Origin of the sequence: Agrobacterium burrii (assembly GCF_017313405.1) — a bacterium.
Taxonomy (GTDB): Bacteria; Pseudomonadota; Alphaproteobacteria; order Rhizobiales; family Rhizobiaceae; genus Agrobacterium; species Agrobacterium burrii.
Genome location: NZ_JAFLNA010000001.1, coordinates 509,327 through 534,047, shown reverse-complemented (window position 1 = coordinate 534,047; position 24,721 = coordinate 509,327). Strand labels below are relative to the sequence as shown.

14 protein-coding genes and 1 pseudogene are annotated in these 24,721 nt (G+C 56.7%); 4 read left to right on the top strand and 11 right to left on the bottom strand.

Annotated elements, in window-relative coordinates:
• Positions 1-35: 35 nt before the first annotated feature.
• The 10 genes from JZX89_RS02705 to JZX89_RS02660 form a co-directional block, all read right to left on the bottom strand.
• Positions 36-1,208, bottom strand: a complete 1,173-nt coding sequence (locus tag JZX89_RS02705) for a hypothetical protein (protein WP_207132988.1) — start codon at positions 1,206-1,208, stop codon at positions 36-38.
• Between the two features lie 227 nt (positions 1,209-1,435).
• The gene (locus tag JZX89_RS02700) at positions 1,436-2,419 is read right to left on the bottom strand and encodes a trypsin-like peptidase domain-containing protein (RefSeq protein ID WP_207132987.1); all 984 of its coding nucleotides are present in this window, start codon (positions 2,417-2,419) and stop codon (positions 1,436-1,438) included.
• A gap of 151 nt (positions 2,420-2,570) precedes the next feature.
• The gene (locus tag JZX89_RS02695; protein WP_246746648.1) at positions 2,571-4,319 is read right to left on the bottom strand and encodes an AAA family ATPase; all 1,749 of its coding nucleotides are present in this window, start codon (positions 4,317-4,319) and stop codon (positions 2,571-2,573) included.
• Between the two features lie 216 nt (positions 4,320-4,535).
• Positions 4,536-5,150 (bottom strand): hypothetical protein, encoded by a 615-nt coding sequence (locus JZX89_RS02690; RefSeq protein WP_207132986.1) that lies wholly within the window; start codon positions 5,148-5,150, stop codon positions 4,536-4,538.
• A 193-nt stretch (positions 5,151-5,343) separates the two neighbouring features.
• A complete protein-coding gene (locus tag JZX89_RS02685; protein ID WP_369809524.1) occupies positions 5,344-5,856 on the bottom strand; it encodes a phospholipase D-like domain-containing protein in 513 nt (170 codons plus the stop codon).
• A 47-nt stretch (positions 5,857-5,903) separates the two neighbouring features.
• The gene (locus JZX89_RS02680; RefSeq protein WP_246746646.1) at positions 5,904-8,096 is read right to left on the bottom strand and encodes a DUF8724 domain-containing protein; all 2,193 of its coding nucleotides are present in this window, start codon (positions 8,094-8,096) and stop codon (positions 5,904-5,906) included.
• 19 nt (positions 8,097-8,115) lie between these two features.
• Entirely contained in the window at positions 8,116-12,450 is a 4,335-nt protein-coding gene (locus JZX89_RS02675; protein WP_207132983.1) for a DEAD/DEAH box helicase family protein, read from the bottom strand.
• A complete protein-coding gene (locus tag JZX89_RS02670; RefSeq protein ID WP_207132982.1) occupies positions 12,447-15,215 on the bottom strand; it encodes a hypothetical protein in 2,769 nt (922 codons plus the stop codon). The genes JZX89_RS02675 and JZX89_RS02670 overlap by 4 nt, the downstream gene beginning before the upstream one ends.
• On the bottom strand, positions 15,215-16,840 hold the full coding sequence (locus JZX89_RS02665) for an Eco57I restriction-modification methylase domain-containing protein (protein ID WP_246746645.1): 1,626 nt from the start codon (positions 16,838-16,840) through the stop codon (positions 15,215-15,217). Before JZX89_RS02665 ends, JZX89_RS02670 begins: the two co-directional genes overlap by 1 nt.
• Positions 16,841-17,038: 198 nt before the next feature.
• The gene (locus JZX89_RS02660) at positions 17,039-17,512 is read right to left on the bottom strand and encodes a ribonuclease H family protein (protein WP_207132981.1); all 474 of its coding nucleotides are present in this window, start codon (positions 17,510-17,512) and stop codon (positions 17,039-17,041) included.
• A gap of 856 nt (positions 17,513-18,368) precedes the next feature.
• Here JZX89_RS02660 and JZX89_RS02655 point away from each other — a divergent pair.
• The 4 genes from JZX89_RS02655 to JZX89_RS02640 are packed head-to-tail and all read left to right on the top strand — an operon-like array spanning position 18,369 to position 23,326.
• Positions 18,369-19,175 (top strand): hypothetical protein, encoded by an 807-nt coding sequence (locus JZX89_RS02655; protein ID WP_207132980.1) that lies wholly within the window; start codon positions 18,369-18,371, stop codon positions 19,173-19,175.
• Between the two features lie 18 nt (positions 19,176-19,193).
• A complete protein-coding gene (locus JZX89_RS02650) occupies positions 19,194-21,461 on the top strand; it encodes a TnsB C-terminal domain-containing protein (RefSeq protein ID WP_207132979.1) in 2,268 nt (755 codons plus the stop codon).
• Between the two features lie 12 nt (positions 21,462-21,473).
• On the top strand, positions 21,474-22,430 hold the full coding sequence (locus JZX89_RS02645) for a TniB family NTP-binding protein (RefSeq protein WP_207132978.1): 957 nt from the start codon (positions 21,474-21,476) through the stop codon (positions 22,428-22,430).
• The gene (locus JZX89_RS02640; RefSeq protein WP_207132977.1) at positions 22,427-23,326 is read left to right on the top strand and encodes a hypothetical protein; all 900 of its coding nucleotides are present in this window, start codon (positions 22,427-22,429) and stop codon (positions 23,324-23,326) included. Before JZX89_RS02645 ends, JZX89_RS02640 begins: the two co-directional genes overlap by 4 nt.
• 556 nt (positions 23,327-23,882) lie before the next feature.
• Here JZX89_RS02640 and JZX89_RS28470 read toward each other — a convergent pair.
• Positions 23,883-24,431, bottom strand: a pseudogene (locus JZX89_RS28470) (PAS domain-containing protein); the annotation flags it as partial.
• Positions 24,432-24,721 lie beyond the last annotated feature (290 nt).

The following is a 24,721-nucleotide window of genomic DNA, read 5'->3' as shown; positions in this document are numbered from 1 at the left end:
ATCAACATGCTGCGATACAGGGAGACATCCACCAGCTATCTAGCTGGTGGATCGCCTTGAAACAGAAAGCTGTCCACCATTCTCTCACGTGCCGGGCCGAACATCTCAGCCTCTCGAAGGAGCTTGTCCATTTCGCTATTGGAACTCCACGGCGCATCAATGAAACACCAGTCAAGGTTCACGAAATCACAGTCCTTCGAAATCAGAAGGCCAACCCCGATTTTCGTCTTGAGGTCGTATTTGGCAGCCTCGGTGAACATCGACAGCGCCTTTGAGCGCATTTCAATACCCTCCGCGCCTGTCACGGGCCAATCTGGATCGAGGGCGGTGATCATGAAGGTGCAATCCGATCGCGGAAATCCGAACCGGAACGGCTTGCGAAACTTTCCAGCGCGCGCGGCCTCAAGGCATATCAGGAGGCGCGTCTTGTACTCGCGCCAGATCGACCGTGGAACACGGGCAAACTCTTCCATGATCCGATAGTAATCGTTACCTTTACCGGTGTGAACGATATGATCTCTCAGATTGCGCATGATGTGCGAGAGATCGAATGCATCCAGATCCTGGACGAACTGGCGCAAGACCTCCATCGATCCTGGCTCAGGCAGGTCTCGTTCTGCGAGGAAACTAACCATGATGTCTGGCTCCTCGACTGCGGTTCCGGTAGCTCTCAAACGCGGCAGCACCGACTCTCTGTACTCGAAATACAAACGGACGTCGTCGGGCACTCGCAGCTTGTCTACAATTCCAAGATAATCGTTTGCGGCCACGATGTGGACGAATCCTGCATCGCCGGACACCAGATACTTCGTTTGCCAGCAATCCTCCGGGAGGGCGCGGCCAGGAAGGAAGACAATGACCTTCTTGATATCCTCGAGATCGCGTCCTCTGACAACCACTGCATGGCCTTGGTCGTTTGCCAGTTCGATTTCCTCAGTTTCCGACAGATATCGCAAGGAAGCTTTGATCTGATCTTTCGCTTTACGGAGCACTTTTCTCCGGAACCATTGCCGCTCCGCTTCGGGATCTGTTGTTTCTTCCGTCCGCTCCTTTAGCTGAAAGACAAAGGCAAGTGAGCCGATCCTTACAATACCGTCCGCAAGCTCGACTTCTTCCCGAGGGCGCGGCATGAACTTCGTCTGGGAGAATGTAAATTCCTTCCAGAACGTGGTGGCGTTGAGATGGGCAGTGAATTCTTCAAGGTTCATACTTTGGATGATAGCGGAATCGAAACACGGGCCGCTAGTCCAAACTACACCTGGAAAATTTCACGACACGAGCGACGTGGACCGCAATCTGGATCCGCTCAGTTCTACCGCTCTGCCTGATGAGTGTTCTTGCCAATCGTTTCCTCCGCGTCGAGTTTCACTGAGCGAATATCACAGGAAACAAGCTCCAGAAAACCAAGTATGATGACACGCTGCCGCGCTCTGCCCTAACTGTCATTTGGAATCGAGATGTATTCCTCGGAGCCGACGGCGAGAGAAACATACTTCACTTCCGACACCTGTCGGTCTCCAAGCTGCTCGATGAGCTCTTCCCGTGTACGGCCGCAAGCGACTATGTCTTCGTCCCCGGACAAACCAATCCAGCACTTCAATCGTCCGGGATTTATGAAATCGACGGTTGGAAACTGGCGTTCTGCAACATTCCAACCAGCAAACGGCGTCGCCGTGCCGATGCCACCACCGACGAGTCCCGTGCTGACCAGTCCGACGACATCGCCAGCTTCGTTGAACACCGGACCGCCGCTCATGCCGCCCGGCCAGTTCGCCTCCACGCGGAAGTTCGGCCATGGTCGACTGCTGTTTGGCTGAACGGGATTCACCTCGGAAATTTCGCCGACAGAACCATAGAGGTACTGGCGGATGGCGCGATCATCTCCCTCCTCCTTGGTGTCAAGATCAAGTCCGGCGAAGCCAAGTGCCATCACACGTTCGCCGATGCGTGGTCGCCAGCGCCCGTCAAGGTGCAGGAAGGATCTTCCGCGCTGTGCGTTGTCGGGGCTGCTTAGCCAGATAGACGCAAGCTCGGTCATGTTCATGACACGCGGCTCCTGAAACGGAGGACTGTGGATCCCTCCCAGAGACGACATGCCCAGGAACGGCTTCCAATGGTCTCGGGTGACCGGCATCGTTCCGAACGTCAGTGGTGGGACAGCGAGTGCAGCAAGACGGAAGTCCGCTTTGAGGACAAGTGAACCGTCACGCACTATGAGGAGGTCCTCAATGACGTGAAACGCGGTGGCGCAGCATCCCCACGGATCCACACGGAATGCCGTGCCGTGGCCTTGTGGGCGTTGCTCCGGATCGTTCGGATCAAATGAGAACAGCGGGAGAATCGTTGATCGCAGAAACGGATCCTGCACCACGAACAACCCGCGCTCGTCTACAAAATCCGGTTCAACAGGAAAGCTCATCGGTTACTCCTATTTCCTTCTGGCCATCTGTAAATTGTACCGAGATGACGGGTTCTCACTCCCGATATCGAAAACCCGGGTAGTTCACCAGCGGCGGCGCAAATAAGCGTTGATCATTTCAGTCCTGGCGCGGCCACTTGTTCCTAAGTCGCTATCCGGCACTTCGGATGTGAACTTCACCATCGGGGTCGGTATCCAATACATCCAGCACCTCCTGCCCCGACAATTCCAGTGCCGCCACCAATCCATCGACCAGACGCTCGCATGCCGACCGATGTTGCTTCAGGATCTTCGTCGCCCGCTCAAGCTGCCTCTGCAGGATCCTGTCGGCCCGCAGGAGGATGCTTCGGTCCATCCGGCTGATGTCGATCATTGGTGCGTCGGAGATGTCCCCGAGCGATGCCAGGCCGTCGCCCATGCCAAATGCTCTCTCCAGCATGATCGCGGCGCGGGTCGCATCGTGCAGATCTGATCCTCGGCCTCCGGCCACCCCATCGTCATGGGATCCCAGCAGCATCTGTTCTGCCGCCATCCCGCCGAGTCCCATGGCGATCGCATCGAGGTAGTAAGCCTTCGTCCGCCTTGCCCATGGTCGGCGGCCGAACGTCGCCTTGCCCACGGACTGTTTCGCTGTCGTCATAAGGATCTTCGGCGAGATCTCGACGCGGACGAGTTCCATGCCCAAAGCCACACCGACAACAGCATGGCCGATTTCGTGAACAGCATTCACCCTCAACGTCTCCGCAGGAATGAGCGCCGGGATCGGAAGCTGTAAAAGGACATCCGCCATCTCAATCCGCCTTCGATCCCTCCGGGCAATACGCCGGGCATCGCGGGCAATCTTCTGGATGTCGGCGCCAGTCACGCCGTCGCTGAGTTCGGCGAAGGTGTGAAACCCGACGTCATCGAATTCACCACGAAGGTGCATTCGGAAGATAGCCGTTCTCGCGCGGAGATCCGGAAGCGGAATCCTGACGTGACGGTCAAGACGGCCGGCGCGAAGGATGGCGTCGTCAATCTTGTCTGGATAGTTCGATGCCGCGACAACAACGACCCCTTCCCGTCCTTCAAGGCCATCCAACTGCTCGAGCAGCCCGGTGATCGCCTTCATGTCATAGGACTCGTTGCTCGAGTTCGTGCCACCTCTGGATCCGAACGCATCGATCTCGTCGATAAACAGGATGGCAGGTGCGTTGCGCTTCGCATCCTGGAAGCTCTTCTGCATTGCCTTCAGGAAGTCGCCGAGATGTCCTTTCGCTTGCCACTTCGCGTAGGAGGCGACGACGAGTTCGGCCTTGCAGGTGGCCGCAAGCGTCTTGGCGAAGATGGTCTTGCCAGTGCCGGGCGGCCCCGATAGCAGTACGCCGCGGTCGACATCATCCCATGAGATGTCACCCGCCCGCCAATCATTGAGATCACGGGCAAGATCGAGACCCCAGTCCTTCGCCTCGCCGTAGCCTTCCATGTCCTCCAATCGGCTCCCGACTAGAACATCCTGCGGCTTGATCACGATACTGGATTCAGGTGGCTCGCTGATCTGCGACATCTTTTCGACGATCGACAGGACTCGCGCCATGGGACGACCCCAAGTCATTGCCAACTTGAGCCGCCGCCAGTCACACATCATGAGGGCTTCCGCCTGTGTGTCGGACAGCGAGGTTCCGTAACCCCACCAGACAACGCCGCGCGCTTGGCGGATGTCGGGAGGATCCACCTTTACGACGATGTCGAGCGCATTCCGAAGATCAGGCGGAATAGCCTCCTCGGAACGGAAGAAGATGATCGTCTGCTTATGCTCGAGCATGTCCATGACGGATTCGAGGTGATCGTCGGATTGCTTCTCATCGAAGATCTTGACGTGTTGCTGGTAGCGATAGTCTGACTTCGTGTCGATGAACATGACCGCGGCCTGCACATAGCTGGTCTTGCGTTGCCAGTTTTCGAGAACGATGCCGATGGCGAAATGGGGTACGCGCCTGTATGGGCGGATCGCCCGGCTAATGCTGGCATAGGCAAGGAATTCCGGCAGCGAGAAGCCCGCCCGGTCGCGAAGAACGTTTTCATTGTGTGATCCCGAATTGAAGATAATGGGGTTGGCGCTCAGTCGCGCGTCACGTCATCCTCGTATCCGGCGCACCTGCGTCTCCGGGCTGATAAGCGCGTCATCCAGATCGACCTCCAGGAATCCTTGAAGGATCAGCGATGCCAGCGTCGGCATCGGCCGCCCCTCCTGGATCGCCGACAGACATTCCGCGATGGTGAGCGATCCCATTTCCTCGAGTCCTGCCAGCAGACGAATCCTATCGCCGAGTGGCGGCCGATAGAAACCGTATCGGAGCAAGTCCTTCGCATTCCGGAGTCGGAAGCTGTCCGCGAAATCAATCATCGCCACAGGACGGTATCGGTGCCCCATGGATTCGATCGCGCTGGACAGCCAGATTGGCGGAGATGGTTCTTCTTGCCCGACATCCATCAGGAAGGATCCGTCATCGGTCAGAACGACGAAATCGAGTTGGTATTCATCGTCGCCATTCCGGAACAACGGCGGTGCCGTGCTCCATCGTGCGACATCTGGGTCAATATCCAACAGGCATGCGAAGTCCCTCGCCTGTTGGGATCGGAATTGCGCACGGCCATCGCATTTGATGGTCGCCATCGGAGAGTAAATCGGTGAAAGCGTGACCTTGTGCGGGACACCATCGTCCCTCCGGTCAGTCGAGACTACCGTCATGGCATCCCTCTTAATCGAAACGCAGAACAGGGCGACACCGGGCTAGCCGGAGTGCGTCAGCGTATTCGTATCGAGTGGTGCGCAAAGGTGTTCATGGGCGGGAACGAATATAGAACATGCAAAACGGCGTCAAGGACCAGTTTGCTGCGAACACCACGGCCAGCAGAGGGTTCGGCTCAACGCCGACCCTATCTCATGCCAGTTCTGGTAACTTGGGTCGCTCTAGGAACGTGGACATGACCGCCTCCACAAGGATCGTGATAGAGGAAACCACGGGCCCATCGACAAGCAACCCACACTCGAGGTTTGCGTTCTTCGAGCGCCAGAGGAAATTTGCCGACCCGATATAGGCATCACTGCCATCCGCGAGCACGATCTTGGAGTGGAAAGTTTCGTCTGTCTCGCCCCCGCCGTAAAAGTGTATGCTGGTCGCGCTTTCCTGTAGCGCGATCTTGTCCACGCCGGAGTTGTCCAACTCGCCGGGTCTCTGCACGATCAGGATGCGTTCTTCCGCCGGGGTGTATGCGAACATATCGAGGACCCAGGCGCATCCCGTGGCGTCAAGGTACGGCGTCATTACCACAAGGCGCCTTTGAGCCTTGCAGGCGAGATGCCGGAAGGCGTCCGCAGTTACCGTGAAAGCGAGCAAAGAACTCGCGGGACTGTCCTGAAGGACACGTTCGATCCGGCTCGGGGACGGCGGCATAGTCACGACGAGGCGGGCGGTTCCTTGGGGCGCTAGGGAAATAGATGTCATCGGTTGAGATCCGTGTCGAAGTAGCCGATTATATTCGGAGAACCGAGAGCCTCCCATTGCGGTGCCGGTCCACCCTTGAGAACGGATCTCGACAACAGCAGGTTCGACGCACTGCAAGTGACCTCGCTGACCATGATGCAGGCAGGGCAAGCGCCCCCGCGGCTGTCGCAGAGGCTGCCAGACCCGCATCGCAGCATGCGCGGCTCAATTGACCGCCGCAGGAAGTCCATTGCATGATTTCGCCACATCGCAGAAATGTTGCCAAGATCGGCGGTCATTCCCTTGCGGTAGATCGTGAAGGCGAGATCCGCTGGGAAGATGTATTCGCCTATCCCGTCCCTATCCAGCCCTGATGCGTCTGCAAGGGAGTGGATAAGCTGATGAGAGAGTGAATGCAGGAGCATGAACACATAAGGCGCAAGCTCCCGGGACATGCCATGCCTTTCCCTGTCCTTGAACCGATCAAGAAACTGACCGAAGTCACGATAGGATTCGAGATATCGGCGGGCTAGACCTTTGCCGTCCGACGGCAGGTCGGAAACACCGTTCATCAAAAGCCATCGCAGGACTCGTTGCTCGTCGAGCTTGATATAAAGAGCCTCGTTCTTCTGCTGCGTGACGTAGATCGGGCGCTCCCCGCTTTTCATACGGTCAAATGCCACGAGACGAACAGGCATTGGTACTTTGCGATTATTCGATTCTCGCTCGTAGACGGGCGTCGCAGAAACTCGGGTGAAACCAAAGCTGTACTCGCAGATTGGTAGCCCGCGCAGGAGGAACATTTCCTTGATCCCGGTCGCATTGAGGACGCGGAGAACCGCGGCCTGATACCGCTCTAGTTCTTCGGCGATCCCGGCCTTCTGGTATAACGTCAAATCGGGTTTGGTCACGTCGACTGCTGTCTTGCGAGGACCATCCTGACCGTCTTGGATATGCTCTTCGACAAAAGCCGCGTGCTCGACTGTAAGTCGGATTGGGTCGAACTTCTGTGCCCAATTCTGGCGAGCGTGCACTGCGGCTGCGATCTCGTCGCTATCTAGCCTTCCTCGCTCGATAATGCCGTCGATGAACCATTGTTCTCGCAGCTTCCGTACCCCGTTCTCGAAGTCGATGAAACCTGGTGAACCGGGTTTCATATTTTTCATCACGAGCAGGAATGACTGGTATTGACTCCATTCGTCCTGTCGCCGTTCACGGAAAAGCGCTGCCTCGATTTCGGAATCCGATGGCTCCTCGTATGGAATGTGGTGGATGGCAGCCAGCTTCTGAATGAGATCGCTCTCATTGCCTGGTTTCATTAGTTGGACGACCTTCGTCTCCCGTACCTCGATGAAGCTGCCTCTTTGCGGATAGAAGGTGCTGCTTGCGCGATACGAGACCGGAAGCATGTCGACTTGGATCATTTCGAAGGATTTGCCGCCCGGTTTCAGGCTGTCGCTCTTCAATTTCTTGAAGACATCCTTCTCGGCCTTTTTGAGGTCGCGCTGAGCACCACAGCTTTCGCAGACGTACTTCCATTCGGAGAACACAGGAGCCTTGTTCTTCAGAATGAATTGCTGCCATCCGCATGTGCAACGCTCGATCGGGTAGACATCCGTCCCGTCGCTGCTAACCGTGTAATTGTACGGGCTGAGTGGCTGGATCGTGCCATACCAGTGGGCGTAGACGACATCCACCTGTGACCATCGTGACGGATGATCCTTGCACATCGCGGGCAGTTTCTTCTTTGCCAGCTCTGCGACACTCTTGAACTCGTGCACTCTGCCGCAGTCCCCGCACCTGAAAAGCAACGGGTACGGTACGTAGCCAACAACGTTGGGCTGGTTTAGAAGGAAGTGCGATTGATCGACCTCGACCTCCTTCTTTTCCGTATTGTAGAATGCGCCATCCAGAATGAAGTCATCGGGCGCATCAGGACATGCTTCCTTTGCCCGGACATGCCAGCTTTGAGCAAACTGCTGAACCCCCTCGAAGATAGTGTCGGTGACGTTTCGTGGAAGCTTCTCGGGAAACGGCTTCCGAATCGGCACCGATTTGCAGATTCCTCGCCCACCTTCCCACGTCATGAGAACGCCTGGAGCGTAAGAGGTCGCAATCTGCGCCCGTGAGCGCTGCATCTTCGGCGGACCCGACTTATTATCTGCCCCCTCATCGAACTGTCTTTCCGGTGAGCGTCCCATATGACGCATGCCGCCGCCTCCCCGCATCTTAGTCTCCCGCAAAATCGTCAAAATCGGTGTCTGTTTCCGCTGCATCGCCGCGCTGTCGCCTGATGATCTTCATGGCGATGGCGACATCGTCTTGGCTTAGTATTCGCGATCCTCCCCTGGAGCTTTGGTCGAAGTCGGATGCCTGAATTGTGCCGGCTTCATCGACATCACGGAGCGATGTCATTGGCATCCGGAGCTTTGAATCCTGTTCCTTCCAGAACGTTCGAAGCCTGGCTGTGATCTCGAGTTCCTTCAGTGTCCTCCCAAGGGTACGGGTGGCTGTTTCAGTGCTGCCTCGATAGAACTCAAGAGCCGGTGGCTCGCCGATCTTCTCTGGACCACGCCCCGCCACACCAAGTGCGTCCAGCATGAATCGACCGAGGTCTTCGGAAAACCTGACATTGTCGGCCTGGGCAAGTCTGCTCAGCATGCGGGTGGAGTCATGTGTCCTGAACTCTGGTTTCCTATTGTCAGGAAGCTCCTTGAAGGCCCGGGCATCCTTGAGCATTGCCCACGCTTGGACATAGGACGGTCGGACACGCTCGATCGCTGTTTCTGACCATCGCTCGACTGCTGGAGGCGAGATCATCCGTTCTAGGAAACGGTGGAATATGTCGTGGGTTTCGACCACATAGCGATCTCTGCGGCTCTGCGGGGTCGGAAGAAGCATAACGAATCCGACATGGGTGCGCCCCACGCGGCTGGAGGCCTGAATGTATTCGGCAATATCGGATGGGAGACCAGCAAAAAACATGCTGTTGAACCGATCCACGTCGACGCCGTGACTGATGGCTGACGTGGCGACAATGTTGCGCAGCGTGTCTCCCACATCCGGGTACGTGCCGCCAGCAAAAGATCGTTCTGCCAGTTTCATAACGTCCTGGATTTCCTGCATGTCTATACCACCGGAGATCAGACGGCTTAGGAAGCGTTCATGCGGCAATCCCGCAATCTCGTGCTTCTGCGCGACTGTGGTATGGAGCGCGTCAATCACCTGATCTCCGCCCTTCTTGTTCGTAACGTACGCCAAGGCGATGCGATGAAGATCGATTAGCGCCATGATCTCGTCCAGCCGACCTTCATTGACGGCACGGTCGATAGCGCTCCGCCGCCAGCCGCCTTCCCTCCCTGACGACACTGCTGCCATCAGCGTCGCGGTCGCAGCCTCAGTCCTTGTCGGATCCAGCAGGTCCGCCCATAGTCCGGTAATGATCGTATGAAACGAACTGAGCACGCCCACTGTCGTCACCGTGTGTGTGGCCCCGTTGGTCATGAGCGAAACATACAGTCTCATGAGAGGGGCCGTTGCTTCGGGAGCAACATGGGGCGGCAGACTTTTGGAAAGGGCAAAGCGTTCGTTGTTGGACTGAGGCGACTCTTCAGGTTCTGAGAAAAACGATCGATATATGTCCGGGCCGGGATAGGGATACCTGAGGGGCCTGCGCTGATAGAGGGTTTTAATCTGGCGCTCAGGGTCACTGATGGTGGCGGTCGCAGCGATGATCTTCGGTAGGCGCGGTGAGAGACTTCCCGTTGCATCCCGATACCGAGCCACCTCCAACTCACCACCGGATATTTCGTCGATGGTGCTGAAGGCCTTTTCAAGGAGTGTGTCGAAAAGACCACTGAAGGTGCCAAGGCTCTCCTCAAGGAGATGGGCCTCGTCCTGGATGATCAGGCTTGGAAATGGATCCTTGAAAACCTTCCGACCGCACCCGTAGGCTGGGAAGACGGCAGATGCTCCACTCTTCTCCGGCCCCCGCGCCAGCTCTTTGTCTTCGAATGGATTTGCGAGATGACCGTCTGGGCCGATCCATCGCGCGAGTCCGAACATTCCCAGGATTGACGTAATGGTCGTCGTGGTCTGGCCAATCATTGCAAGCTTGTCGACCGTCCCAAGCAGAACAGCCGGCGCTCGTTGATAGATCGTGTCATCCGTGAGCAGGAATGGAAGCGGCGCGATGCCGCCGCTTGCCTTGTTCCAATCGCACCCTGCGTTGAAGCAGACGATGGCGGCTCGGGCTTTGCCTCCGCCTTCCCTGAAGCTACGCAATCCCGTGGCTTTCCCGCAGCACGGACACGCAGGGACCTTGTTGAAAGCTGCCTTGGCGCTTTGATACCGTTTTTCATCGGCATTACCTTGAGCGAAGTCATCGCCGGTTGCCTGAGTGGCGAGATCTGGCAGATCAGGTCCGATCACGTCGAACCGATTTGGCGTGTTTGACGATCCTACCCAGAAGCCGATCTCGATCGGCCAGGACCCGACGTGGCGCTCCTTCCGGACGATCTCGCTCCACACGAGCAGCTTCAGGAGCCGCTGGGCCTGTTGAAGGGTCAGCAACCGCAATGGGTAGCGGATCATCGCGGTAATGCCACGATCCTTGCCACGAAGCCGATCGAGGAAAACTGCGAACACGAGTGCGCCATAGAACGCCTCTGACTTACCACCCCCGGTTGGAAAATAGAGTAGGCTGGCGGAGATCTCATCCCGATCCGCGTCGAAGAACTCGTTGAATTCTTCGAGTCTCGATGCGAATGTGGGAATATGAGCGAGAATGAAGGCAAGCTGGAACAACCTCCAGCCTCGTCCTGTGAGCTTAGCGTTTTCATCACGTCGCGCGAAGGACTCGTTCATCATCAACCACGCACGCCAGGGTATCGACTTGCGGATCAGGAGTTCACGATCCGAATCGGTGGCGGCACCTACGGCCAGCGCGGCCTCACGTGAAGATATGAGGATTCTAACGCCCTGTTCGATGTGGCGAGCCTCGGTGCGCTGCCCCGCGACATCCTCCGCAAAGCGAACACGTTCCCTATCTCCATCTTCAGGAATGAGATCGCGCGTGATTGAATCCTTGAGCTTAGACTCCTGATCATCGATCCATGCTCTGTATTCGTCAGCGAGGACATGCAGTCCGGAAACGTCATAGCCATCGGCAAGCGCCCGAAACCGACGTTCCAGATTGATGTGCCTGGGGACCACTCGTGGCTGATTGAACCTCGGGGCCCACGTGGTGGAAAGCTGGATGGTGCCATCTGATAAGTCGGTCTGTTCAACGCCGCAATTCAGGCCGATCGCTGGGTAGGTCAGGTAGTCGCGGAACCGATACGAGGACTCCACGCGATCGAGTTTCGCCAGGCGATGTGCAGTCGCTGCAAGCCGGATCGAGATCGCGGTGCCGAAGATGGAGTTACACTGAAACCGGGCATCAGTCCTGCTGAGAACCTTGCATGAATTGTCCAACGTGACGCGCAAGGAGGTGCGGCTAGGATCCAGGAAATCGCGTTGCCGCTCGATGCGTATCGCCACTCCCGTGAGAATAGGCAGGACTTTCGGATCTGCCTTCTCGCTCCGAACCCTCTCTATGAATGCATTCCAATGTTCTTCGCTGTCCGCGTCGGTTTGAGTCACTGTGCGGTCACGCCAAGCCAACTGCACGCCGTCGCCCGCCAGCCAGTCTTTGAAATGCTTTACAATCACGGCGTTCATCGCCGCGGCGTAATCTGACAGAACCAGCTCAAGATCTTCGTCGGAGATGTTTGATGCCCATGAGCACGGTGGCAGTTCCAAATCCAGCCTGATCCATTTGGAAGGGATCGGAGCTGGCGAATAGAGTGTTTCGGGAATCTTGATGCCGCTTGTAACAAGGCTCCCGATATCCGGCGTAGGCTCCGGCTCGGAGGAGCTGGTGTCGTCGGCCGTAGTGACCACGCTTTCCGCGTCGTCCTCGTCCGCGACTGACGGTTCTGAAAGCAATGCGCTGCCAATGTCGAGATGAATGCCATACTCCGCGTATACGGAGGTACGAACCTCGCTCTGGATCTCGTCTCGGCGTCGCTTGATCCGTTCCGTTCCCTGAGAGTCGAATGCGGTCCAGTCAGGCTGGGTGAGGTTCTCGCTCGCGTAAAGCGCTTCTCGGCGTTCCCGGATCTTCTGATCGATCTCCTGCTTCTTCTCCTTTCGGAGCTTGAAGTCGATCTTGGTTCCGAATCGATCGGTCGAAATCTCTTCCCATGAGGGTAGTACGCGGACATAAACGGAGAAATTGGGTTTCGCCTCAAGAACACATGTCGAGGCCGAGTCCATGCTGAAATCTATGCCTATGGCGGCGATCTTGATGTCCGACGTCTCATCTGCGTCTGCGCTCGATATGCGGGGCAGAAGTTGTCCGGAAAACACGCTGCGTTGCGGCGACTTGCCGTAGACGATGCGTCCCTGCTCGTCCGTGCCGCTGGCCCTCGACGTGACCATGTTGACGAGAGCATCGCAGACGGCCTCTTTAAGCTCGACATCGATCTTCCCAAGTTCAGCGACGCTCTTTGGGGTCATCATGGCTTGAACCTCCTAACCGATGTAACTTGGCTCACGTTCTCCTCGGCGAGGCGCTGCAGCCTTTCGATTTCCGAAACTCGCTTCGCATTTCCCGCGAACGCAAGTGCCGCGTAAGGGTCGGTCAGGATGTTCCGATATGCATCGTGAAACTCCATCCCTGCCTTCATCCGGAAGCTCCTCTGAGCTTTGACTCCCCAGTGCCAGAAGCGCCCGGCAAGATCGACGCTCATACCGAGAGCCGCGGTGAACTTTAGGAAGGCATCCCAGTCTCTCGGTGCGTGTGTCACCACCTCATGGAGTGGCACCTGCAATTGCCGTTCAAGGTCTATCCAGCGGCGAACCGTCTGAACTTGCAAGCTAGGATCCCCAATCCGTTCGATCAGAGCACGGATCTTGTCAGTCTCGCTAAAACCGGGAACCAGGGCGAACCTCCTGACGACATCTTCATGGTATCCGCGAATTGCCTCAGAGGCGTTCGCTTGGATGCTGAGGAAAACACGCGCGCGATCTACGAAGCTTGAGCTGATTACGCAGATGTTCTCGCCTGCCTTCACGTCTTTCGCCTCAATCTGGCGGAACGACACCATGGATTTCGATCCATCCTGGCGGACCAGGCCGGTCCCCGAACGGGCGATGATCTTCTGACCGCTTTCCATAGTGAACTCGAGGAGATCTCCACTGGCGTTACGAACGTCTCCCGCAAGGTTGATGATCGACTCTGAGGGGAATTGCAGTTCCTCGGGGAGATCGGGTGTTTTTGTGATCTCTATTGGAGCCATCCCCAACCCGGAGAGATCTTTGGCTGCCGCCGTCGCGTACTTCTTAAGGCGGGATGCGATTTCGGGTTCCTTGACTTGGTCGGCTAGCCGAAAGGCATCGCGAGACGAGTAGGTCAGCGTGTCACCGTCTGCGAGAACGTAGACCTCCGAAGGTAGCCACTCCTTTGAAAAAAAGGTCAGCACGCCGTCGCGAGCTGGAGCTACGACATATATACGCTTGAATTTGTTCCGCTCCGATACCGGGAGACCAGTGACATCGGACAGCCCTCCAGGGCCCGAGAAGACGATCATCTCCTTGTCGAGGCGGTTCACAAGTTCAGGAATCCGTTTGCAGAGAGCCTCCCGAGCGAACTCGGCGAGCATCTGGCTCCGAAACATGAATAGGGATTTGGACGAGGACTGAATTATCGATGTTATCACTGCCTCGAGCATGAATGACATCGGGGTGGCCTTGTTCAGGCGCTTCATGGCGGACGTGGCGTCTCGCAATGCAGCCGCAAGATCTTCACCGCCAATCATTGAGGCAGCAGAAGAGGTTTGCTGCAAGTGCTGAACCTGCTCCGTGATCCGGTAGTTGCTCATCACATCGATAGCGACGTTCTCGCCCTTCTCATCGACGAGGTGGTCGGCGTAAGCACGCAGCGATCCGGGCAACGATGACGAGCGCCTCAGCTTGGCTATGATATCCACGATGACCGAGGCCCCGTCCCTATCCCGCGCCCTATGCAGACGACTGAGAATAGCACGAAGCTTTTCGACGAGCGCCGTCCCGTCGCCGTTAAACCCCTTAGCATCAATGGTACCACCGCCCGACCAGGCCGGCCTTTCACATGGGTTGGCCAGGATCGAAGACGACATTGCGGTGATAGTCAGTGACTTCGACGGTCGAATGTTGCGACGTCTTACATCGGACGGTTCGTCTGCGAATATTTCAAAGCGGGCCTTGTCGAAAGACCATGGGTCCTCCGTTACCGCAACCACCCCCGCCGTTGGAAACAGCTTGCGCAGATGACGATACATTCGGGCTGTAGTGGCAGCCCAGTCGTCACCAAGTCTTCCTCTCCCGGTTCTGGTGAGGTCGAAGATGATCAGGTCGAGGCTCCCTCGAATCTTGCGGAAAAGAATCTCGTCGCCTCGTCGAGCGCCGTACAGGTAATAGCTGGCGCCGTCTCCATCATTGACGTCGGTGCGAACAGTGTTGTGTTCCTTGAGATCCGTTCTGGAACTGGTCCTCCAGAGCAGACTGCCATTCGGATGAACGACGCCCTCACAGTTGCCGTGCGGCAGGATCTCATCGAGTGTTGGATGTTCGTATTCGGGACGAACCGTTCCGTCCCGGCCTCGTCCATCGAGTGTGCGCACACGGCTGAGGGTCTGGTGGTAGTCTTTTAGGGTGCCGTCGGTGTCACTACCACTCGCATGCCTCGTCAGATGCGCTAGATGCGTGCGGTATAAATAGTCGCGGTCAACCTGGATATCACGTGCAGGTTCGTGGGTGGTGCGGGCGTAAGGATAAATCAGGGTTTTCATGCCTCGCGGCCGATCAAACGATCTATGCAGACTCCCAAATGCTGCGACCTCGATCTCCGCGCAAGCGGCAACATCGGCTAGCGCAAGCAGCGATGTAACGGCAGACAGACAGATGTCTCGCGCAGGCCATGTCATCAGGACAACTGGTTCGCGGCTGTTCATCGATCCGATCACCGCACGCAGGACATTGTCATAGACCTCGGAGAGTGGAAGCGCGTCTCCGCCCACGGCCTTCAGCGGTACCTTTCGTAGTGACTGAATCCAGACATCGGCGTTGACACCGCCGATCGGGTTGTCAGTTGCCGGATCCTCGGTGCTCGAGAGGCGCGCGGCCGCTTTTGCCGCTTGAGCGGCGGCGATCTCCGAGCGGCGGCGCAACTGCTCCTGCTGCTGCCGGAGTCGATCGGAAAGCGTAGTACCTGGGGCGCTACCGAAGCTCTTACGATTGCCGCTCATCAAGATGCCTCCGACAGACGGCATCGGCCAGTGGCCTCATAAGCGATCACTGCGGCATCTTCTGCGTCGCGGTAATGGTTAAATGCCGCTCGGAAGGATTCGGGGGACGGTAAATCAAGTTGTCTGAGTAGAGTGACTGATACGGTCGCGGTTCCGGAAACTGCCCGATAGCGTTCGTCCACAGCCTTCGTATTCAGAAGCGCGGCGAGTAGTTCGATAGTCTCCGAGGTGCCCCCTGTGATGACGATCGTGTGGTTCTCGCTCACGAATCCTTGCCTTCCAGCAATCGAATCCTGATCGACAACGGCTGCAACGATCCGCCGGGGCTGGCTGCTGTTGGTCGTGCGCTGGATAATCATGGCAGGACCATAGATAATCGCCGGGCTACCTGAGGGGACCTGGACGAAATCAATTCCGTCGCCTCGTCTGTTGATGGGGCTGCATGCTTTACCTGGGCGGACGTTCTTCGCCCAGAAGAGCGGGATAGCCAGTGGATCACTCGCCTCGCAGAACCTGTCTTGCGAACGGTTCCAGACGAAGTATCCAGCCTTTGCGGAGCCACCATATGTTGCAATGGTCGCACCTCCTCGGTCACGCCCTGCGTCCCATGGAGCAAGCCAAGGCGAGGACATGTCTTCCGGGAGACTACCCTGCGGGACCGGATGAGAAATGCCTCCGGCTACAAACGAAGGAAACTTCACGGGGGCAGTGTGGCGATGCGAAGCCCCCTTCTTTACCAACATAACGCTGATATCTTGTGTTACGTCCGCAAACACGTCTTCACGATTGATAACGGTGCCGAGAACGAGAATCTGCCCCTGACTCGCGATGAATGATCGCATCAGATTGTAAAGCGGGCCGCCCTTAAAGCTTGATGGGATGACGAGAGCTATAAGACCGCCAGGTTTCGCAGCGCGGAAACAAAGCTCAGTAAAGACTGCATACTTGTTGATGTGGCCGCTGTGCGAGACCCGTGTCCAATAATCGTTGTCCAGATCCTTGGGGCGAATTCTTCCATAGGGTGGATTTGCGATGACGAGATCGTAGGCCGCAGGAAACTCCGATCGAAGGCTGTCGCCAATCGTCACGATCTTTCGGTCTCGGAATCCATCGAGTTCCTCGGAAATCAAGGATTCAGACATCTCTGCTAGGCAGGCATCTATCTCGTTTCCATTCAACCTCGACGCGGCAATCGCAGGACTGACACCCTCTGCGTACATTCTTTGTGCTATGAGAGAAAGAAAGGCAGCACCGCCCGCTGCGGGATCCAGCACGCTGTGTTTGTCCAGTTCGAACCCATGTTCAATGGCAAGGTTGATGACAGCTTCAGCGAGATCTGGCCGTGTAAAGTAGGTGGCTTGCGCGCGGCGTCTCTCTGCCGAGATCATCAGCGTGTACAGCGTGCCAATCCAGTAGTTGCGTTCGCTGGAGCGGATTGCAGACAAACGGGACCAGAAACTGATTACTTCTGGGAGATCATACGAGCGTAGGTCAAGGCAGACTTTCCCGAGATCAATCCCATCTGGAATGGATTTCGACAACGCTCGCGCGGCCGCCTTTGCCAACGCAAGCATCGGCAGCTCGACCTGTCTCCTGTCCCTCAATTCGATTACCCCAAGCGCCATAAACCAAGGATCATCGCCGGCGGGACTCGACGCAACCTGTTTACGTCATGAATTCCGCTGAGGACGTCACAATGGTTGAGTCTTCTACCCACCAAATATTCCCGCAGGTTGTTTCAAATATTGCGTGAAGTCAAACGGGTAGACAGCAAGCCGACTCTTCCTTTGACCCAGAATGTGGGGGCATTTCCAGACTCGAAGCTACTTAAAAGAGTTTGCGACAGCCGCCCGAGCCGCCTTATTAGCCATCAGGTTACCAGCGATCCCGGAGTGACCCTTGCATAATTGAATCCTGACCCCGCGGTGTCTGAGTAGCAGGTCATCGAGTTCTTGCCAAAGCTCCGCATCTGGGATCGGCCGCCGCCGCTCGTGATAATTCGCCCTCACCCGCTTCCAGCCGTTGCCGCGCCAGATGTGCCGCCATCTATCGAATCCTTCAACGACATGAGCGGAGTCTGTCCAGATCACGGCGGTCACCGTCGGTGCCTCGCGCTCAAGCCAGGATAGTGCTTGGATGACGGCCAGGACTTCGAAGGTGTTGTTCGAAGGTCTCGGTGTGGAGCCTGCGGCCGCGTGAATCTGTTGGTCGCCGTCCATGACCACAAATGCCCAGCCTCCTGATCCGGAGGCGGCATCGAAGGATCCATCGGCATAGATGTGGAGAATGTCGGTCATATGAGGAAAGTTATCATGTAGATTGCGCTCTGCTCCAGCCTCAAGTTTGGCGGCTATAGGTGGGTAAAGCCCTGGCACCACCCCGAAGAACCTAGACCGCATAATTCGCTTGACGTCACGAACAAACCAGGAACATATGCGCCGTGCAAGTGCAGCGATGAGCGCTGTCTAGGCAAGACTAGGTTTCCCTCGCTCGGAGACATGACGTGATGACGATGAGTCTACGAATACGCCACTAGATGTGGCCCGACCGGTCGAAACACAGGATTCATATCGAATCCTGTCGTCGCTTGTCATCCCATGCCAGAAATCCGCCCCGCCCATTGATGACCCTTATACGTTACTATCGGTCACTAAGAACATCTTGGCCGTTGGTGCGTGGAGTTGCTTCGGTAATACTACCGTACCAACCCGTACCAACCCGTACCAAGTGAGCCAGGCAGGATTCGATGTCCCGAGATGACTTGGATTCCCCAAGAAGAAGCCGCTTCAAGTAACTGATTTGTAAGAGACATCCGCAAGTTGGTGCGCATGTGGCCCGCTTGATTCGTTGCTTCTTATGAGTCAGGGTCCTTCAAGCGAGGCCGTCAAGGCAACGTGCCATTTCAAACCGAAATCGTGTCTCACGCGTCCCCGGATCACCCGGAGCGCGAACGGAGAAGTTTTGTCATGAGTAATCTTCCAAGAGAGCAGAGCCTCCCCACCCCTCTGTCGCATGAAGACGTAATGGCTCTGGGGGTGCCGTCGCATATCCTCCGTGAGCTTGCAGTCCTAAATTCGCCCAGGCCTGTAGCGTGTCTATTCCATCCCGTCGCTGGGCTGTCGGCTTTTTACATGAGAGCCACGGAGGTCCGCCATGGAACTGCGTGAGCGAAACAAGAACCAGAAATACTGGGATGAGGTTTTCAGCGAGGCCAACGAGCCGAAGAAGGAGATCAAGCCGGGTAGCCGCTATATCACCCTGCCCGGTTGGCATCCCACCAGAAAGTCGGTCAGAGGCATCGTTCGCACACGCGAGCCGCTGATGGCCGACGCGATGATCCATGTCGACACAAATCCGTTCAATGTGGCAGTCGCGGAGTTCCCGGTCGCGGTAGGATATCCCACTGCGTCCGGCAAATATCGGGAACACGTTCCCGATTTCGCCGTGAGGCGCAGGGATGGCTCGGTGGTCGTCATCGACGTGATGCCGTTCTATGTCCAGCGTTATCTTGGATGGCCAGAGCATCGAACCCTTCAGATGGTGAAGGTGTTTGCCGAACTTGGCGCTGAATACCGCCTTCTCGACGAACGCACGCTCCATATGAGACCGCTCATCGACAACCTTCGCCTGATGTGGAGGCACAAGCGCATCGCGTGCCAGCACGCCTGGATCGATGAGGTCGCCGCCGAAATCCTGACGCTCCCGCTCCCAAGCCGGATCGGTGCTGTCATGCGCTCCGTGAAGCAGAACGCCTTGCTCGGTCGATGGCGAGACGAAGACGACTGGAAGGTGGTGGGAGAGGTCAATCCGGCGTTCACCGCAATCATGCAGTTGGCGATGGAGGGAAAGGTCGGGATCGACCTCCGTAAGCCGTTCTCGCAATTCACCATGATCGCCCAGCCCCGAGTCGCGTTTGTCGCACCTGCCACAACGGAGCTGCGCTTCGGCAAGGTCGCTTGACGCTCGAGGAGATCCACAATGTCAGTTGAATACGGCGACGGGCGATATCTGCAACCCGTCAAGACCTTCCACGAACTTGCCATCCCGCCGGATCCAGGGCGCGGCTTCGACATGCAATGCCCGGATATCCGCGTCGGAGATACCTTCTCTATCTTCAACGCGGAGAAGACACGATATGCGACGTTCAGGTTCACCGGCTGGCTCCAGCCAGCACCGGAGTTTCCGGCAGTCGCACAGTTCCAACAGCTCGTCACAAACGTCGGCATTACATTGTCGATCTGGCAGATTGGTGAGCTGAACCGACAGGGGCGCATTCGGCCTATCTCAGGCAAAGGTGCTGCCGCAAGGAACCTGCCAGGCGCAGCGGCGACGGTGACTGATGATCAGCACAAATCCGCACATCGTCGGATGGCATACATCGATGCCTGTTACCTCAGAATGATCGAACTGAGAGAACGGACGCTGACCAGAAGCCAGCGAGCTGATGTAATCAGGAAGGTCGCTGACGAGATCAACGACCCCAAGCCGCCGTGCGTCAACTCAGTCTATAACTGGCAGAACCGCGACAAGAACGGTGGCCGCTTCGATCGATTGCTCAATTTCGTCCGGCAGGGCAACTCGGGAAACTACGGCCCCCGAGAAGGAAGTGAAGTCGCTCGAGCGATGCAGGAGGCGGTCGATCTCGCTATTCAGGCGGGCGGCCAGTGGGGAATGGTGCAGGCGATCCTTATGGCACTCGCCCAACCGGACGGCGACTTCCATCACATCAGGGACTTGCTTCTCAACGAGGATGGAAGTTGCCGTCTCAGTGACCGTACAATCCAACGAAAACTGCATGACCTGAACGAGTATGAAAGAGATGTCCTCGAGTCAGGTCGGGACTACGCCGAAACCAAACACATGATCAGGCTTCGGCAGTTGCGGCCGGACGCGCCTCTCGAGATTGTCGATGTTGATCATGCTGTCATGAACATTGTTGGCATCGACCCCGATCTAGCGATTGCATATGGGCGGCCGCATATCCTCACGTTCCGGGATCGATACTCGGGAGTCGTTGTCGGCTTCTCCATCTCCTTCCAGCCACCGTCGTACGAGAGCTTCTTCGAGGGCTTGCAGCACATGCTGTTCGAGAAGCAGATCGACCCGCTTTCAGGTGCGGAATACCCCTGGTGGGGGCGGCCACTGAAGTTAGGCACCGACAACGCGAAGCACCTAATTGGCCTCAATCTTAAAGAATCCCTGCAAGAATTGGGCATTGAAACCGTTGCGTACCGCCCGGCGCGTGGATGGGAAAAGGGCGCCGAGGAGCATCTATTCCATATCCTCGACCGTGCTGTCGCAAATCGACTGCCCGGGGCGACTGGCCATTCCATTGCGGAACGGATCAAGTTCGACAAGGAAATGCAGAAGGCAATGCCGAAGATGACGTTGCCGCAAATTCGCGGCTTCCTCACGTATTACCTCGCTTACATCCATCATATGAAGCCGACACAGGGTCTAGGAGACTTGGCCACGTTCCAAGGCATCCCCGCGGATGTCTGGGCCGAAGGCATCAAGCGTGCGCCCGAGCCGCCGTTGATCGATCCGGAGATTTTTGTCCGCATCGCAGGGCAATTCGCAGATGTCGGACTTGACTCGAAAAAGGGCTTTGTCTGGAACGATATCACCTATGTCTCTCCTGAACTCCTGTTTCTCGCGACGCAGCGGGCGAGCAAGGGACGGAAGTTCAAAGCGCGTCGCTCGCCTTGGAATCTCGGTGTGGCGTGGATCCAAGATCCCTACGCGAAGACCGAGCGCTGGCTTGAGGTTCCGGCCGCCCCGGCCGATCAGCCTTATGCAAACGGGCTGAGATACTATGAGCACAAATGGATCAAGAAGTACCTGCGCGAAAAGATGAAGAAAGCGGTCAACGCCGCCAATCTCCTTCTGGCGAAGATTGAACTCGCGAAAGCTGTCATTGCCGCGCACAAGGCCCATGGCACGATCAAGACAGGTCGCACTCTCGCATCACTCTACGCGCGCACTGTTGGCAAGTTCGCGATGTCCCGTCGCTACAAAATGGCGACAGTCGAATATGGCGAGGATTACGTAGATCTTGCAGATCCGGCCATGCAGGAAGCGCCGCCTGTCCTGAGCAGCCGTGCCGGCCTTGTTGCGCCGTTCGATATCCCCAACGCCAAGAAGCACGACCCCCAGGTGGGCTTTGAAATCGAGGGCGAAAAAGCCAGCGACACCGACAACTCCTCCGACATCGACTTCGATGAATTCGGCGGTTGGCTCGTATAGGAGGCCAATGTAATGCCCATGCAGACAGACATGATTTTCGATACCCCCGAAGAGAGAAATCGCGCGAGCAGTCTTCCTGTCAGTCAGCGACAACTCCTTATCCGGAACATGCGAGTACCATACAATACCTATAACCGCGGCCTCGCGCTGATCGCCCGCCTCCATCGTCCAATGGAGGACGGGCTTCCGAGCGTCGGCGTGATCGGTGGCTTGCTCGGAGATCCGGGGGCTGGGAAAAGCGCAGTTTGCGAAGCTTACCTGGATAGATTCCCGCCGCGTGACGGAGAGACCGGAAGGGAGTTTCCGGTATTGTACGTTCCCTCCTCGCTCGGCGGATCCCGGCAGAGGCTTGGCAACAAAATCCGGAAAGCGACAGAATCGCCGCATAGGATCATGTCTCGGGAAGACCCGAGTGAATGGTCTGTCGACCGGGTATTGAAATGTAAGACAGAACTTTTGATCTTGGATGATGCCCACTTCATGTTTTTCAATCAGAGGACATCCCAGATTGCTGCAGAGCTATATGGGTTCGTGAAAGATATCATCGACACCAGGAGGGTAGCCGTCCTGCTTGTTGGCGAAACTGCAATCGACCAGTATGTCCACGATATCCCTGCTTTCAAAAGGCGAGGTTATCGATCTGATACCCTTCATCCGCTCACTGACAGCCCTGAAGATCTCGTTTCTTTCGGAGATCTACTCACGAGCATTGACCGGCGACTTCCATTTCGAGAACCAAGCAATCTGAAATCTTATGCCGAACACTTTCACCGATTCAGTGGTGGTCAGATCGGCTTCGTGATGAACCTCGTGGTCGAAGCTGGCAATCTAGCTTTCGCTGCCCGTTCGGCCTGTATTCTGATTGAGCATCTTCGCGAGGCCGTCCGCCCTATGGTCAGCCCTGGAGATGACACTGATTATTTCGGCTACAAGAAACCCCTGCGCGATAAACTGGGCAGACAAAAGTGACGGCGCGCCCGTTCACGTTCTGGCGCGTTCTCCCTCTCGTTGGTGAACCTGCCAACAGCTACTTCAGTCGCCTGGTAATGGACGAGTGCAATCACCTTCCAGGTGTGTATGCGTCCGAGGTGGGGGTCGCTCCGATCTTCAAACCGCAGGAGCTGCTTGATCGCATCTTTCTGCTGCCGATTTCGGCGACAGACAAGAAGCGGCTCGCTCACTGGACACCTATCGAGCGGAACGGCCATGTCCACCTTGCCGGGCAGACGTTTCGACGGAATGAATTCCGTTGGGCTCGTAAGCTTGAATGCCGGCAGTGTATTGCCGAGGTTCCATACCAGCGTGTCTGGTGGCATCTGGAATTCTTTCGACGGTGCCCGGTGCATCAATGTCACCTCGAACTCATCGGCCATGGCCTGAATTCCACTGGGCGTTGGTGGCCGCGTCTGGACCGGGTGGTCGATGAGCGAATGCCCGACGTAGAACTGGGCGACACCGAGGATACGGTCGAGTCCTACATCATCCGTCACTTGTTGAATCCTGGCCTACTTGCGTACGACAGGCACTTGGGTGATTTCATCGCGGCCGCGGAATTCGTCGGCCGCTTTTTGAACAACCGGAAGCAACCCTCAGTTCCTCCGTTCTCGAACGCGGATCTATCCGTTGGATATCATGCCCTGAAGGGTGGCACCTCCCGGATTGAAGCTCTGCTTTCTGAGTGGCTCTCCATCAATCCGCCGTCGCCTTACGCATACCGGATTCGAGATGTCTTCGGATGGGTTGAAGAATACCTCCTTGATCACGAGGAGCATCTCGAATCCGATTTCCACGATGCCCCGAACCCCCTCATGCTTGAGGTCTCCGCGATCATCAAAGCGGAATGCGGGCGCCTGCTGGCTCGCTGAAAGCCTTCAATCCTGTAGATCATTGACGTAGCGTTTGTGGCGTTGTCTCATTGTGGACAGCGCTATCGAGCCGCTGATTCTACCCCTGATTCCAGTCCAATATTATCGATGCGGATATCTGGCTGATCCAGGATTGTCGGATACACAATCCAAACTGATCAGGGGGACTGCAGGAAATTTCTCCGTAAAAACAATCGCCTCGAATCCAAGATTATCCGGCAACGCTCAACACTTGGGCTGGATAGAAATGCGACACTCTCCTCGCATGACGTCGCTGGTCAATGTCAACGTTGGGAGCAAGGATGCGACGATGTTCAGCCTGACTTCGGTCAGGAGCGGTCGGAGTCGTCATGTCCTTTATGATCACCATGTCGCAGAAAGAATTGCATCGCCTCGAACTTATCAAGAAGATCCGTGACGGACGCCTGAGCGTTGTCCAAGCTGCCGAACAGCTCGGCCTTAGCAACTGGCCAATCGCCTCCAGTTTTTGAGATTGAAGCAACTTCTGCTCGGTGTCCTGCCGCTGGGCTATCTGCGCCTTCAGCGCCTCGGCATGTTTGCGGGATGTGATGTCCGAACCGACACCGATAAGACGCTGGGGCTTGCCACGCTGATCATGGACAAGACGGCCGCGAACTTCCGCCCAATGCATGCTGTGATCCGGCCAGATAACACGGTATTCGGCAACGTAGTCTTCGCCTGCATCGAGGCTGCGTCGAGGACCTTCTTCACGGCCTTGCCTGTCATCGGGATGCACGGATGCCGTCAGTTCATCGTAAGTCAGCTCCTTGTTTGCGCAACGGCCGAATATTTGACGAAACTCTGGCGAGGAGCCAAGCACCCAACTCGAAAGGTCGAGGCTCCATGTACCAAGATTTCCGGCGAGCAACGCAGTCTTGAGGTTAAGCTCGCTTTCGCGTAGCTCGACAATGCGGTTACGAGCTTCGAGTTGCCGCCGACGGTTTTTGCCTGCGGATTCGACGACGCTGATGAAGGTTGTCGGATGGAACGGTCGTTCAAGAAAGGAGACGTTTCCAAGTGCCTGGGCAACCCTTGCGGCAGCAGGGTTCCTATCCGGTCCCGCTCCTTTGTGTGTCAGGACCATAAACGGGAGATCCGACCAGCCCGGCTGGGATGTCAACCCAGGCGTTGATAGGACCGAGATTGCTGAAGCGAAGGACCTCCTCCACAACGACGACAAAAAGGACATTTTCTCCAAGGCGCTCGGCCAAGGCCTCAAGGTTTGCCATCGGCTGGGAGGCAATCCCCCGCTCAAGCAGCATGGACGCTGCGACAATACTGTCACGACCGTTAGGGGCGTAGATGAGGGCGATACCGTCACGGTCAGGAATCGGAATCGCCTCCGATGTCGAGCATGGTTTTCTGCTCACCAAC